Raw genomic sequence first — 14,109 nt, 5'->3', positions numbered from 1 at the left:
ACCAGGGCTCGATTCCATGACCGACCACAATCATCTGCGCAACATCGCCATCATCGCCCATGTCGACCATGGCAAGACGACGATGGTCGACCAGCTCCTGCGCCAGTCCGGCACCTTCCGAGCCAACCAGCAGGTGGCGGAACGGGTGATGGATTCGAACGACCTCGAGCGCGAGCGCGGCATCACCATCCTGGCGAAATGCACCTCGGTCACCTGGAAGGGCACCCAGATCAACATCGTCGACACGCCGGGCCATGCCGATTTCGGCGGCGAGGTCGAGCGCATCCTCTCGATGGTCGATGGCGTGGTGGTGCTGGTGGACGCGGCCGAAGGGCCGATGCCGCAGACCAAGTTCGTCACCACCAAGGCGCTGGCCAAGGGCCTGCGGCCGATCGTGGTCATCAACAAGGCCGACCGGCCCGACGCGCGCGCGCACCAGGTCCATGACGAGGTGTTCGACCTGTTCGCGGCTTTGGACGCCAATGACGAGCAGCTCGATTTCCCGACCCTGTTTGCCTCGGCCAAGCAGGGCTGGGCCTCGACCGAGCTCGAGGGCGAGCACAAGGACATGGCGCCGCTCTTCGACCTGATCGTGCGCCATGTGCCCGCGCCCGAAGCCGATGCCGAGGCGCCCTTCGCCATGCTGGTGACGACGCTCGAGTACGATTCCTATCTGGGCCGCGTGCTGACGGGCCGCATCCATTCGGGCCGCGCCCGCGCCAACATGACGGTGAAGAGCCTCCGGCCCGACGGCACGGCGATCGAGCAGGGCCGCTTGACCAAGCTCCTCGCCTTCCGCGGCATCGAGCGGGTGCCGGTCGAGGAGGTCGAGGCGGGCGACATCGTCGCCATCGCCGGCCTGACCGAGACGACGGTGGCCGACACCATCTGCGACCCCGCCGTGGAGACGCCGATCGCGGCCCAGGCGATCGACCCGCCGACGCTGTCGATGACCTTCACCATCAACGATTCGCCGCTGGCGGGGCGCGAGGGCGACAAGGTCACGAGCCGCATGCTGCGCGCCCGCCTGCTGCGCGAGGCCGAGGGCAATGTCGCCATCACGGTGCGCGAATCCGCGGACAAGGACGCCTTCGAGGTGTCGGGCCGCGGCGAGCTCCAGCTCGGCGTGCTGATCGAGACCATGCGCCGCGAAGGCTACGAGATGTCGATCAGCCGGCCGCGCGTGATCTACCGCAACGACCCGGCCACCGGCCAGCGCCTCGAGCCGATCGAGGAGGTCGTGGTCGATGTCGACGAGGATTATGTCGGCGTGGTGGTGGAGAAGCTGGGCCAGCGGCGCGGCGAGATGACCGACATGCGCCCCTCGGGCGGCGCCAAGACCCGCGTCAACTTCCTGGTCCCCTCGCGCGGCCTCATCGGCTATCACGGCGAGTTCCTGACCGACACGCGCGGCACCGGCATCATGAGCCGCCTCTTCCACGGCTATGCGCCGCATAAGGGCCCGATCGAGGGGCGGCGCAACGGCGTGCTGATCTCGACCGGCGCCGGCACCGCGGTCGCCTATGCGCTCTGGTATCTCGAGGAGCGGGGCCCCCTCTTCATCAATCCGGGCGAGGCCGTCTATGAGGGCATGATCATCGGCGAGCACAGCCGCGGCAACGATCTCGAGGTCAACCCGCTCAAGACCAAGCAGCTCACCAACATCCGCACCACCTCGAAGGACGAGGCGATCCGCCTGACCCCGCCGCGCCAGATGTCGCTCGAGGCCTCGATCGCCTATGTCGAGGAGGACGAGCTGGTCGAGGTGACGCCGAAGTCGATCCGGCTGCGCAAGAAGCTGCTCGACCCCAACGCCCGCAAGCGCGCCTCGCGCGCGGCCGAGGCGGAGGCCTCCTGACGCCGGCTTCGGGCGACAGCCGCAGCCCGATTGCGTTATAAGGGCCGCGGAATCTCGCGAGGCCCCGAGTCGATGAATACCCGTCGATGAACAGCGTCACCGCCCGGCCTGCCCCGGGCCGCCGCAACTGGCAGGACACGCTCAAGGTCTATCTCGACCGGCGCATGCTGGTCATCCTGCTGATGGGTTTCTCCAGCGGCCTGCCGCTGCTCTTGACCCTCTCGACCCTCTCCTACTGGCTCAAGAAGGTCGGCGTCGACCTCACCACCATCGGCCTGTTCGCGCTGGTGGGCGTGCCCTACAGCTTCAAGTTCGTCTGGGCGCCGCTGGTCGACCAGCTCCGCCTGCCGCTGCTCACGCGCTGGCTCGGGCGCCGGCGCGGCTGGGCGTTCCTGGCCCAGGCCTGCCTCATCGGCGCCATCCTCTTCATGGGCGCCACGGATCCCGCGATCGATCCCTGGTGGACGGCGCTGGCGGCCTTGCTGGTCGCCTTCTTCTCGGCGACGCAGGACATCGCCATCGATGCCTATCGCATCGAGATCCTCACCGAGGAGGAGCAGGGCGCCGGTGCCGCCGCCACCCAGGCGGGCTACCGGCTGGGGCTGATCCTGGCGGGCGCCGGGGCGCTCGCGGCCTCGGACTTCATCGGCTGGCCCGTCATCTTCGCCGGCCTCGCCGCCGCGGTCGGGATCGGCATGATCGCGGTGCTGCTGGCGCCGGAGCCCGTGCCGCCCGAGGGCTGGCGCAAGCTCGATCGCGCGCCTCTGTTCCAGCAGATCAAGCAGTCGGTCTGGGATCCCTTCGCCGAGTTCCTGTTCCGGCCGGGGGCGCTGGTCGTGCTCGCCTTCGTGCTGCTCTACAAGTTCGGCGATGCCATCGGCGGCACCATGGCCAATCCCTTCTACGCCGAGATGGGCTTCACCGGGACCGAGATCGCCGCCATCTCCAAGGTCTTTGGCGTGATCATGACGCTGGTCGGCGTGGCGGCCGGCGGCCTGCTGGTGGCCCGCTACGGCCTCTTCCGCGCGCTGGTGCTGGGCGGCGTGCTGCAGGCGGTGACGAACCTGCTCTATGCCTGGGTCGCGGTCGAGGGCCATAGCCTGACGGCGCTGACCGTCACGATCGGCGCCGACAACCTCGCCAACGGCGTGGGCTCGGCCGCCTTCGTGGCCTATCTCTCGGCCCTCTGCAACGTCGCCTTCACCGGCACGCAATATGCGCTGCTCACCTCCTTCATGGCGGCGGGCCGCACCATGCTGTCCTCGGGCTCGGGCTGGCTGGCCGCGCAGCTCGGCTGGGCGCCCTTCTTCATCGCCACGGCCTTCCTCGCCGTGCCGGGCCTGCTGCTGCTCTTCTGGCTGATGCGGCTCTATCCGGCCCAGGCCAAGCCCTTGCCCTCCTCGCCCTAGGGGCTACAATTGTAGCCCCTTCATCGGAGGCTGCCCCCATGGACGAGAAGACCATCTCGCTGCGCGACGCCAACCAGCAGTTCGCCGAGATCGTGCGCCAGGTCGAATCCGGCCAGACCTTCATCGTCACGCGGCGCGGCCAGCCGGTCGCGCGCATCGAGCCCGTCTCGAAGAAGCGCAAGCTGACGCCGGCGCAGGAGGCGGCGTGGAAGCGTGTCCGGCGCGCGATGGAGAAGGGGTTTCATCTTGGCGGCAAGGCGCCGAGCCGGAAAGACATCTATGGCGATTGACCGTTTCTCGCTCGATGCGGGCATCCTGTTTTACGCGATCGACCGGTCGGCCGGGGAGAAGCACCGCATGGCATCGCAGCTCGTCGCAAGGGCGCTCGATGGCGATTGCATTCTCTCGCTGCAGGCGGTGACGGAGTTCATGGCCGCCGTGACGCAAAAGGGGAAGATGCCCTCGAACGAAGCGGCCCAGATCGTGCGCGACTGGATCTCGATCTTTCCCGTGGTCTCGCCCACGGCGGCCGATCTGGACGCGGCCTTGGCGCTGGTGACCGCCGGCCGCGCGGCATTGGCGGAAGCGATGCTGGTCGCCTGTCTCCAGGCTCACGAGTGCCACCTGTTGCTGAGCGAGGATTTCGCCGGAAAGAGCAAGCTGGGCCAGGTCGAGATCGTGAATCCTTTCGCGCGTCCTGCGCCGAAGTCGCTGGCTTTCCTCCTGGAGGAAGCGGGCAGTGACGAGTAATCCTCGCATCGGGATCTTCGAGGGCGACATCACCACGCTCGATGTCGATGCGATCGTGAACGCGGCCAACGAACGTCTCGCGCCCGGCGGTGGTGTCTGCGGGGCGATCCATCGCGCGGCGGGGCCGGAACTGGCCGAAGCCTGCGCGCGGATCGGTCCCTGTCCTACCGGCGGCGCGCGGGCGACGCCGGGTTTCCGGCTCAAGGCGCGGCTCGTCATCCATGCGGTGGGGCCGGTCTGGCAGGGCGGCGGGCAGGGCGAGCCCGACAAGCTCGCGGGCGCCTATCGGGCGGCGATGCGCATCGCGGCCGATCGCGGCTGCCGCTCGATCGCGTTCCCGGCGATCTCGACCGGCATCTATGGCTATCCGCTCGCGCCCGCCACCCGCATCGCCGTCGCGACGGTCCGCGAGGAGCTGGAACGGCCCGGAGCGCCCGGGCGGGTGGTCTTCGCCTGCTTCGGGCCCGAGGCCATCGCGGCCTACCGCCAGGCCCTCGCCTGATTCCTTGGCCCGCTTCCGTGTCTTGACATTTCTCTCAAAAAACATATCTTACGATACATCTGAAGATGGAAATGAAAGGACATCCCATGAGAGTTCAGATTGACGATCAAGACGATAGGGGCGGCTGGGGCCGTCACCGCGGGCCTCGCCATTGCGGCGGCCGCGGCGGGCGGGACGGCGAGTTCCGCGGGCTCTTCGGCGGCCGGGGCCGTGGCGGGCATGGCGGCCATCATGGCGGGCGCGGCTTCCGCATGGGGCGCCGGCTGGGCTCGAGCGACCTGCAGCTGATCCTGCTGGCGCTTCTGGCCGAGCAGCCGCGCCATGGCTATGAGCTGATCAAGGAGCTCGAGGATCGCAGCCACGGCTTCTATGCGCCGAGCCCCGGCATGATCTATCCGGCGCTGACCTATCTCGAGGAGATCGGGTTCGCCACGGTCGAGGCCGAGGCCAACAAGAAGCTCTACCGCATCAACGAGGCGGGCGAGGCCTTCCTCGCCGAGAACCGCGCCACCGCGGAGGCGATCCTGGCCGAGCTCGCCGAGGTCGGCGCGCGCTTCGCCAAGGCGCAGCGCTGGATGGAGGAGGGCGGCGAAGCGGGCGAGGCGGGCGAGCGCGGCGACGACGATCGGCGCGAGGATCGCGATGCCTGGCCGCTCGGCCGTCGCCGGCGCGGCGGCGTGCTGCCCGAGATCCTCGACGCGCGGCGCGATCTCAAGCATGCGCTGCGCGAGCAGTCGGACGCTTCGCCGGAGGAACAGGCGCGCATCGCCGCGATCCTGCGGCGCGCGGCGACCGAGATCCGCGGCAAGTAATCGTCCTGCGCCGCCGGGAACCTTCCGGCGCGAAGGCGCCCGGCGGCGGCCCGGCCTGCGTCGAAGGCCGCCGCGCGCTTTGTCAGTGCAGGGTGGCACCACCCATCGAGGTTTGGGCCGAAGCCGATCCCAGGCTGCTCGACAGGGACATGGAGATATTCGGCCCGCAGGAGAGGCCGCCGCCGCAGCCGAGCGATTGCGGGCCGAGGCCGTTCATCGTCACGGTCGGCTGATCGTCGATCTGCGCCGAGACGGTATTGCCGGGCGGCAGCACGGCCAGGAGCGCGGGCAGGAAGCCGGTGACGGCCGCGCCCGTCTCCGTTCCTTGAGCAGAAGCCGCGGCATTGGCCGCTTTCGACAGGGCCGCGAGCAGCCCTTGCGTGAGAGCCGTGACGAAGCCGGTGCCGCGCGAATCGCCCATCTCCTGATCCGTCAAGGCCACCGCATCGATCGAACCGATGCGATCGGCACTGAGAAGGGTTTGATCGGCATGGCATGGGAATGAAAGCAACGACAGGCTGCCGGCAATGGCGATGAATGCCAGCTGGCATGCTGGACCCCGCATGGAGCGCCTCCGCTGAAAGAACGGGCCTGACAAGATGTGGTGATGGCGAATCATATCACCGTCCCGTGCCCGATCCAGGAAAGAGACGCCAACAAAAGTTACAGGTGCGATGAATTTTTTAGGTCAGGCGCAACCGGAAGCAGTCCTGAGTCGGCGCCGCACCGAACGCGCAAGGATGATTGGCGGTCAGATGAATCATCGCCGCTTCGCGCGGCCGAGACGCTAAGGCGCGACGGCGATATTGAGCGACAGGTCGCCGGCCGCGCCGCTGTTGCTCGCGGCGAGATCGACGATCATGCCGGCGGGACAGCTCAGGCCGTTGCCGCAGCCGAGCGATTGCGGCCCGATGCCGATCCGCATCACGGTTGGCTGATCGTTCAGCTGGGCCGCGACCAGATTGACCGCGGGCAGGCCGCCGAACAGCGCGGAGAGCCAGTCGCCGGCGCCGCTCCGGTTGCCGGCACCGATCGCCTGCGGAACCAGCCCGCCGCCGTTCATGCCCGCCTGCAGTGCGGCCGACAGATCGGCGACGAAGCCGCCGCCGCGCAGCGCCGTCATCTCCCTGTCGGAGAGCGGCTGTTCTTCCGCCAGACCGGCGGCCGCGAACGGGGAAGACGGTTCGCCGGCCGACGCCAAGGCCGCGGCCGAGAACAGGCTGCTGACGAAGGCGGCGAAGGCCACGGCCAGCTTGCGTGCCGGAAGCGACATGAGAGCTCTCCCTCCGAATGCCGATGGAAGAGCCATAGCGGAATCGTGGTTAAGAAAGTCGTAATGAAGGTTTCGCTTCGGACCTATCGGTCCTCGCGCCGCGTGACGGAAGCGCACGAAAAAACCGTAAGCAGGGCAGCCCTGCTTACGGTTGCTTCGCATTCGATCGCGTGGTCGGCGGATTACTGCTCGCGGTCCAGCGAATAGCCGGCGGAACGCACCGTGCGGATCAGATCGTAATCCGCGTTATCGTTGATCGCCTTGCGCAGCCGGCGGATATGAACGTCGACCGTGCGCGGCTCGACATAGACATCGGGACCCCAGACCACGTCGAGCAGCTGCTCGCGGGTGAAGACGCGACCCTGATGCTCCATCAGATGGCGCAGCAGCCGGAACTCGGTCGGGCCCAGATGAATGTCGCGCCCGGCCCGGCGCACGCGATGCGCGACCAGGTCCATCACCAGATCCTCGTACTGCAGATTGTCGCCGTCGAGCGCCGGGCGGGAACGCCGCAGCAATGCTCTCAGGCGGGCCACAAGCTCACCGGGACTGAACGGCTTGGTCACGTAATCGTCGGCGCCGCTGTCGAGGCCGCGGACCTTGTCGGCCTCCTCGCCGCGCGCCGTCAGCATCACGACCGGCACCGCCCGCGTCTCGGGCAGGCGGCGCAACTGCCGGCAGACCTCGATGCCCGACACCAGCGGCAGCATCCAGTCGAGCAGCACGAGATCGGGGCGCCGCTCCTTGGCCAGCAGCAGAGCTTCCTCGCCGTCGCGGGCCTCGATCACCTCGAAGCCTTCGCGCTCGAGATTGTAGCGCAGCAGGGTGACCAGTGCGGCCTCGTCCTCGACCACGAGGACGAGCGGCTTCGCCTGCTGTTTCTGCACGGACTGCGGCCTAGGCGCCGGTGCGTCCGCCGGGCGTGGGTGCGATGGCATAGCTGGTGACATCCCCCTTGGGTCTCGCGACTTCGATCCCGCGGCCATGGACGAGGAAATAGACGGTCTCCGCAATATTTGTTGCATGGTCTCCGATGCGTTCGATGTTCTTGGCGATGAACATGAGATGGATGCAGGAGCCGATATTGCGCGGATCCTCCATCATGTAGGTCAGAAGCTCGCGGAACAGGCTGTTGTAGAGCGAGTCGACCTCCTCATCGCGATTCCAGGCGGCGACCGCCCGTTCCGCGTTCTTGTCGACATAGGCATCGAGCACGTCCTTGATGATGCTCTGCACCAGCTGGGCCATGCGCGGGATCGCCTGGAGCGTGCTCACGGGCTGCGTCTGCGAGATGGCGATGGCGCGCTTGGCGATGTTGGTGGCGTAGTCGCCGATCCGCTCGAGATCGGCGGAGATCTTCAGCGCCGCCACCACCTCGCGCAGATCGGAGGCCATCGGCTGGCGCAGGGCCAGCATGCGCATGGCCATGTCGCCGATCTGCTGCTCCATCTCGTCGATGCGCTTGTCGGACTGGATCACCTTGCCGGCAAGCTCGGCATCCCGGCGCATCAGCGCGTCGGTCGCCGTCTGCAGCTGTACTTCCGACAATCCGCCCATCTGGGCGATCGTCCGGCTCAAGAGCTTGAGCTCGTCGTCGAAGGACTTGACGATATGTTCGGCGGTCATGTCGCGTTCTGCTCCCTTTCGAGGGTCGTTCGGCCCTTGCAGCCGGTCCGGGTCAACCGGCGCCGCCGCTGAAGGCTGCGTCCGGCAGGTTTTTCATCGGGCGGGAGCGCGGCGGAACCGCGCGTCGCTGGATCGGCTCCTTTTGCCCCAGGGCCATCGCCACCAGACCTTTCCGCGAGCGAACTCTTGGATGGGACAGAACCACCCCCAACAGGCCGTCTCAGATCGCGATTTCCCGCGCCCGGAACCGCCGGCGGCCCTCGCCGGTCACGGCGCGCCGCCCTTGGTCCCGGCCGAACCTATTCGCCGCAGCCAACAGAAATAATACGATTTTATGACAATCACGTGACGGGACTTGCCGGCACCGGCGCAAGCTGTCAAGGCTTTGTAAAATTTACGTCTTTTGCAGGGCAGAGGCCTTCTTGCGGGCCTCTGCCAGGGGCAGATGGACGGTGAAAACCGATCCCAGGCCCGGCGTGCTCTCGACGGAGAGCCGGCCGCGGTGCCGATTCACGATGTGCTTGACGATGGCAAGACCGAGTCCCGTGCCCCCCATATCGCGCGAGCGCGCCTTGTCGACCCGGTAGAAACGCTCGGTCAGGCGCGGGAGATGCTCGCGCGCGATCCCCTCGCCCTCGTCGATGACCGCGATGGCGAGGGAGGGCCGGCCGCCGGACCGGCGGCCGGGCAGCTCGGTCGGCTCTCGCCAGCAGGCGACGCGCACGGCGGTGCCGGTCCGGCCATACTTGATCGCGTTGTCGATCAGGTTCTGGAACAGCTGGGTCAGCTCGTCGCGGTCGCCCTGGACCGCCGGCATGCTGCCGAGATCGGCGAAGGCTTCGACGCCGGTGATGGGCGCCGGCGCCCCCAGGCGGATCGTCATGTTGCGCTCGGCCGCCTTCAGCGCCAGCGCATCGGCGAGCCCGCCCAGAATGGGTCCGAGCTCGGCCTCGCCGGTCGGGGGCTTGTGCTCGTTGAGCTCGATGCGCGAGAGCGACAGCAGATCCGCGATCAGCCGCGCCATGCGCTGCGACTGCTGCTGCATGATGGCGAGGAAGCGCTGATGCGCCTCCGGATCGTCGCGCGCCGGCCCCTGCAGGGTCTCGATGAAGCCGATCAGGCTGGCGAGCGGCGTGCGCAGCTCATGGCTGACATTGGCCACGAAATCCGCGCGCATCTGGTCGGTGCGCTTGGCGGCGGTCATGTCCTGGAAGGCGATCAGGGCGAAAAGCTCGCCCGGCCCGCCGGCCAGGGGCTCGACGCGGGCCCGCAGAATGCGCTCGACCGGCACCGGAAACACCAGCTCGACCTCGCGGCCGGCGCCGCCTTCGAGGACAGCCTCGACCGCGTCGATCAGGGCCGGATGGCGCACCATCGCCGAGAGATCGCGGCCGACGGCGTTGGCGCCGAACTGGCTCTCCGCCGCCGCGTTCGCCTGCACCACATGGCGCTCGCCATCGACCAGCAGCACCGGATCGGGGAGCGCCTGGAGCACGCGATCGGCCACGGCCGGCGCTGCGGGCTCGGGCGGAGCGGGCGGCGGGGCCGGGGGCGCCTCGACCGGCATCTCGGGCGCGGGGGCGGCGGGCTTGCGCCGCCAGGCATAAATCCCCAGGCCGGACAGAAGGATCGTAGCCGCCGCCCCGATCAGGGCCGGCTCGAGGGCGAGCCAGCCGCCGCCGGCCAGGAGCAGCAGGATGAGCAGCGGCGGGACGATCGCCATGCCGACGAGGCGCCAGCTATCCGCGAGGCCGGGCTGCATGATCTCCTTCGTCAACGCCATCCTTCAGGTTCCGCCGGCTTTCCGCGCGCAGGGCCGGCCGACCCGCCGTCCCGCTTCAAATAACGAGAGACCCGATGCCGTCTCAAGCCGATTCGACGGGGAGAAGATCGGATTTCGGCCGGCCTTTCGATCGGCTCTTTGCCGCTCGCCGCGCCGCTTGTATAAAGCATTTATGCGATCGATGCGCGCACCGATGCGGGTTCTGGCCGGCCTCCTCCTCGGCCTCGCGGCGCTGGCCCCCGGCGCCGTCCGGGCGGACGACACGACCGCCACGCCCCGCTATACCGAATGGCAGTCTTCCGGCACCAGCAAGGATCTGCAGGCCTTCGTCGCCAAGCTCAAGGCGATGGTGGACGAAGCCGACAAGGCCAAGGCCGCGGACCCCGTCTTCATCCAGGATCTGCGCGACCTGATCGCCTCCGCCTCGGCCACGACGACGACGACGCCCGCCGCGCTGCCGACCGTCCGTCTCTTTTATGACAATTTCAGTGACGGCAACTTCACCAGCAATCCCGTCTGGAAGGTGACCGCCGGCCAGTGGAGCGTCGACATCCTCGGCAGCAATACCGGCATGAAGAGCACGATCATCCCGCCGGGCCAGACCTCGAGCCAGAACGTCAAGCTCAACGACGTGCTCGGCGCCATCCTGCAGCCTCAGACCAGCCAGGGAACGACCGGCGCCACCTACGCCTCGATCTACACGGCGGTGAAGATCACCAACGTCTTCAAGCTCAGCCTCCAGCTCCTCTCGAAGGAGAAGTTCGGCCGGCTCGACATCGGTCCCTATCAGGGCAGCGCCGGCAACACCGCCTATCGCGTGACCTACTTCCCCAACGGCAATCCGGGCCTGGCGCTGCAGCGCGTCACACCGCAGGGGCAGACCACGCTCGCCAGCTACAACCAGGTCCTGCCGCTCGAGGGCGACAAGCTGCATCTGATCGAGCTGCTGCGCGACGGCGCCGGCACCATGACCGTCTCGGTCGACGGCAAGGCCCTCGTCACGGCCAAGGACACCACCATCACCAAGCCCTTCGACGGGCTCCTGATGATCAACAGCGGCGGCCGCTACGTCATCCGCTCGGTCCAGATCGACGGCACGAACTGAGCAACGTCATCTTTCCCGAGCCTTGCCCGCCGTTGCCTTTATCGTCATCCCCGCGAAACCGGGGATCCAGCTTGATCCAGGTCGCCAGGCCCTGACGTGGATCCCCGCTGTCGCGGGGATGACGTTGGTGTTCCTTGCCCACTCTGCTCCTGGAAACCGACCGGTAAGGAGGTCCCCTCCATGAAGAAAGGCTTCCGTCAGCTTCTCGACGAAGCCAACGCCGAGATCGTGACGCTTCCGGTCGAGGACGCGATCGCGCTTCACGGGAAGGACGACGTGCTGTTCGTCGATCTGCGCGACCCGCGCGAGCTCGAGAAGGAGGGCCGCCTGCCGGGCGCCTTCCACTGCCCGCGCGGCATGCTCGAGTTCTGGATCGATCCCGAGAGCCCCTATCACCGCAAGCCCTTCGCCGAGCCCAAGCGCTTCGTCTTCTTCTGCGCCGGCGGCTGGCGCTCGGCGCTGGCCGCCAAGACCGCGCAGGATATGGGGCTCGAGCCGGTCGCCCATATCGAAGGCGGCTTCGGCGCCTGGCGCAAGGCCGGCGGCCCGGTCGAGCCGGTACCGCCGAAAGCCTGAGCGGCTTCGCCTTTAACGGACCGCGGCGAGACCGGCGAGGGCCGCCGCCGTCAGCAGGTCCGAGACGGTGGCGCCGGCATGGACGATCTGGGCGGGCTTGGAGAGGCCCATCAGCACCGGCCCGATCACCGTCCCGCCGAGCTGCTGCATCAGCTTGGCCGAGATGTTGGCCGAATGCAGCGCCGGCATGACCAGGATGTTGGCCGGGCCCTTGAGCCGCGAGAAGGGATAGAGCCGGCGCATCAGGTCGAAATCGAGCGCCACGTCGACCTGCATCTCGCCTTCATACTCGAAATCGACCTTGCGGCTGTCGAGCACCGCCACCGCCTCGCGGATGCGCTCGGCCTTCTCGCGCGGCGGATTGCCGAAATTCGAGAAGGAGAGCAGCGCCACCCGCGGCTCGTGGCCGATGCGCCGGGCGGCCGCCGCGCTCTGGATCGCGATGTCGGCGAGCTGCTCGGGCGAGGGCAGCTCGTGGACCGAGGTGTCGGCGATGAAGACGGTGCGTCCCTTCGCGAACACGATGGAGAGGCCCAGGAGCTGCTCGTTGGGCCGCGGATCGATCACCCGCGTCACATCGTCGAGCGCGTCGTAGAAGCTGCGGGTGATGCCGGTCACCATGGCGTCGGCATCGCCCTGCACCACCATGCAGGCGGCGAACACGTTGCGGTCCTGGTTCACGAGGCGCTGGCAGTCGCGGAACAGAAGCCCGTGGCGCTGCATGCGCTTGTAGAGGAACTCGGCATATTGCGCGTTGCTCTTCGAGAGCCGGGCGTTGTGGATCTCGAGCCCGTCGATATCGCCGAGACCGCCCGCCTTCATGGTCTGCTGGATGCGGTCCTCGCGGCCGATCAGCACCGGCGTGCCGTAGCCCGCGTTGCGATAGGCGATCGCGGCGCGGATCACGCGCTCTTCCTCGCCCTCCGCGAACACCACGCGGCGGGGGTTGGCCAGAAGCTTCTCGAAGATGAGGTGGAGCCCCGCCGCGGTCGGGTCGAGGCGCGCCGAGAGCTCGGATTCGTAGGCCCGCATGTCGATGATCGGCCGGCGCGCCACGCCGCTGTCCATCGCGGCGCGCGCCACGGCGGCGGGGATGCGCGAGACCAGGCGCGGGTCGAACGGCACCGGGATGATGTATTCGGGCCCGTAGCGCAGGCGCCGTCCGGCATAGGCGGCATCGACCTCGTCCGGCACGTCCTCGCGCGCCAGCTCCGCCAGCGCGCGCGAGGCCGCGATCTTCATCGGCTCGTTGATGGTCGAGGCCCGCACGTCGAGCGCGCCGCGGAAGATGTAGGGGAAGCCCAGGACGTTGTTCACCTGGTTGGGATAGTCCGAGCGACCGGTGGCGACGATGGCGTCGTTGCGCACCGAGCGCACCTCCTCGGGCGTCACCTCGGGATCCGGGTTGGCCATGGCGAAGATGATCGGGTTCTTCGCCATGCCCGCGACCATGGCGCCGCTGATGGCGCCCTTGGCCGAAAGCCCGAACACGATATCCGCGCCCTTCATCGCCTGTTCGAGCGTGCGCAGCTTCGTGCTGGCGGCATGCGCCGACTTCCACTGGTTCATGCCCTTCTCGCGACCCTGATAGATCACGCCGGCCGTGTCGCAGAGGATCACGTTGTCGTGGGGCATGCCCATGGTCTTGAGCAGCTCGACGCAGGCGATGGCGGCGGCACCGGCGCCGTTCACCACCATCTTCGCCGATTTGATGTCGCGGCCGGTCAGGTCGAGCGCGTTGATGAGACCCGCGGCGGCGATGATCGCCGTGCCATGCTGGTCGTCATGGAACACCGGGATGTCCATGAGCTCGCGCAGGCGCTGCTCGATGATGAAACATTCCGGTGCCTTGATGTCCTCGAGATTGATGCCGCCGAAGGAGGGGCCGAGATAGCGCACGCTGTTGATGAAGGCGTCGACGTCGCGGGTATCGACCTCGAGATCGATGCCGTCGATATCGGCGAAGCGCTTGAAGAGGACGGCCTTGCCTTCCATCACCGGCTTCGAGGCGAGCGCGCCCAGGTCGCCCAGCCCCAGCACGGCGGTGCCGTTCGAGATCACGGCGACCAGGTTGCCCTTGGCGGTGTAGTCGTAGGCGCCGGCCGGGTCCTGGTGGATCTTGAGGCAGGGAAAGGCCACGCCCGGCGAATAGGCCAGCGAAAGATCGCGCTGGGTCGTCAGGGGCTTGGTCGGCTGGATCGCGATCTTGCCCGGCCGCCCGCTGGAATGGAGCAGAAGCGCTTCCTGCTCGGTGATGCTCAGTAATCGTTGGTCCAAGGCGAAGCCGCGCCTCCCGCGCCGACGGTTCAACCGGACGGCAAGGCTTGCACGTTTGGCCGGCGCTTGACTAGCGGGTCAAACGCTGTACAGCCGGCTGAACAGCGCGCGGGATGCTGTCGATGCTGCAAGCGCGAA

General features: G+C 67.9%; 14 protein-coding genes. 8 read left to right on the top strand and 6 right to left on the bottom strand.

Annotated features, from left to right (window positions below; genetic code table 11):
• Nucleotides 1-16: 16 nt before the first annotated feature.
• From typA to FRZ61_RS24650, 6 genes are all read left to right on the top strand, one after another.
• Entirely contained in the window at nucleotides 17-1,858 is a 1,842-nt protein-coding gene (typA, locus tag FRZ61_RS24675; protein WP_151120306.1) for a translational GTPase TypA, read from the top strand.
• 86 nt (nucleotides 1,859-1,944) lie between these two features.
• Nucleotides 1,945-3,267, top strand: a complete 1,323-nt coding sequence (locus tag FRZ61_RS24670) for an AmpG family muropeptide MFS transporter (protein WP_151120305.1) — start codon at nucleotides 1,945-1,947, stop codon at nucleotides 3,265-3,267.
• A 38-nt stretch (nucleotides 3,268-3,305) separates the two neighbouring features.
• A complete protein-coding gene (locus FRZ61_RS24665; protein WP_151120304.1) occupies nucleotides 3,306-3,557 on the top strand; it encodes a type II toxin-antitoxin system Phd/YefM family antitoxin in 252 nt (83 codons plus the stop codon).
• On the top strand, nucleotides 3,547-4,017 hold the full coding sequence (locus FRZ61_RS24660) for a PIN domain-containing protein (RefSeq protein ID WP_151120303.1): 471 nt from the start codon (nucleotides 3,547-3,549) through the stop codon (nucleotides 4,015-4,017). The genes FRZ61_RS24665 and FRZ61_RS24660 overlap by 11 nt, the downstream gene beginning before the upstream one ends.
• Nucleotides 4,007-4,519, top strand: a complete 513-nt coding sequence (locus FRZ61_RS24655) for an O-acetyl-ADP-ribose deacetylase (protein ID WP_151120302.1) — start codon at nucleotides 4,007-4,009, stop codon at nucleotides 4,517-4,519. The genes FRZ61_RS24660 and FRZ61_RS24655 overlap by 11 nt, the downstream gene beginning before the upstream one ends.
• Nucleotides 4,520-4,605: 86 nt before the next feature.
• Nucleotides 4,606-5,331 (top strand): PadR family transcriptional regulator, encoded by a 726-nt coding sequence (locus FRZ61_RS24650; RefSeq protein ID WP_151120301.1) that lies wholly within the window; start codon nucleotides 4,606-4,608, stop codon nucleotides 5,329-5,331.
• Nucleotides 5,332-5,413: 82 nt separating this feature from the next.
• Here the strand turns inward: FRZ61_RS24650 and FRZ61_RS24645 are convergent, their stop codons facing one another.
• From FRZ61_RS24645 to FRZ61_RS24625, 5 genes are all read right to left on the bottom strand, one after another.
• A complete protein-coding gene (locus FRZ61_RS24645; protein ID WP_151120300.1) occupies nucleotides 5,414-5,950 on the bottom strand; it encodes a hypothetical protein in 537 nt (178 codons plus the stop codon).
• A gap of 168 nt (nucleotides 5,951-6,118) precedes the next feature.
• Nucleotides 6,119-6,604: a hypothetical protein gene (locus FRZ61_RS24640; protein ID WP_151120299.1), complete on the bottom strand. Its 486-nt coding sequence runs from the start codon at nucleotides 6,602-6,604 to the stop codon at nucleotides 6,119-6,121.
• A 182-nt stretch (nucleotides 6,605-6,786) separates the two neighbouring features.
• Entirely contained in the window at nucleotides 6,787-7,491 is a 705-nt protein-coding gene (gene phoB / locus FRZ61_RS24635; RefSeq protein WP_225308992.1) for a phosphate regulon transcriptional regulator PhoB, read from the bottom strand.
• A gap of 10 nt (nucleotides 7,492-7,501) precedes the next feature.
• On the bottom strand, nucleotides 7,502-8,230 hold the full coding sequence (phoU, locus tag FRZ61_RS24630; RefSeq protein WP_151120297.1) for a phosphate signaling complex protein PhoU: 729 nt from the start codon (nucleotides 8,228-8,230) through the stop codon (nucleotides 7,502-7,504).
• Nucleotides 8,231-8,624: 394 nt separating this feature from the next.
• Nucleotides 8,625-10,013 carry an ATP-binding protein gene (locus tag FRZ61_RS24625; protein WP_151120296.1) on the bottom strand — a complete coding sequence of 463 codons (1,389 nt, stop codon included), beginning with the start codon at nucleotides 10,011-10,013 and terminating at the stop codon, nucleotides 8,625-8,627.
• Between the two features lie 193 nt (nucleotides 10,014-10,206).
• On the opposite strand from FRZ61_RS24625, the gene FRZ61_RS24620 reads away from it, so the two are divergent.
• Both FRZ61_RS24620 and FRZ61_RS24615 read left to right on the top strand, forming a co-directional pair.
• Entirely contained in the window at nucleotides 10,207-11,118 is a 912-nt protein-coding gene (locus FRZ61_RS24620; RefSeq protein ID WP_191909195.1) for a hypothetical protein, read from the top strand.
• Nucleotides 11,119-11,298: 180 nt separating this feature from the next.
• Nucleotides 11,299-11,694 carry a rhodanese-like domain-containing protein gene (locus FRZ61_RS24615; protein ID WP_151120294.1) on the top strand — a complete coding sequence of 132 codons (396 nt, stop codon included), beginning with the start codon at nucleotides 11,299-11,301 and terminating at the stop codon, nucleotides 11,692-11,694.
• Between the two features lie 12 nt (nucleotides 11,695-11,706).
• Here FRZ61_RS24615 and FRZ61_RS24610 read toward each other — a convergent pair whose 3' ends face one another.
• Complete coding sequence (locus FRZ61_RS24610) at nucleotides 11,707-13,971, bottom strand: NADP-dependent malic enzyme (protein ID WP_318526354.1); 2,265 nt, start codon at nucleotides 13,969-13,971, stop codon at nucleotides 11,707-11,709.
• Nucleotides 13,972-14,109: the final 138 nt, after the last annotated feature.

Source organism: Hypericibacter adhaerens (genome assembly GCF_008728835.1).
GTDB classification, from domain to species: domain Bacteria; phylum Pseudomonadota; class Alphaproteobacteria; order Dongiales; family Dongiaceae; genus Hypericibacter; species Hypericibacter adhaerens.
Note: the sequence above shows the minus strand (reverse complement) of the source record. Positions and strands in the feature narration are given on the sequence as shown.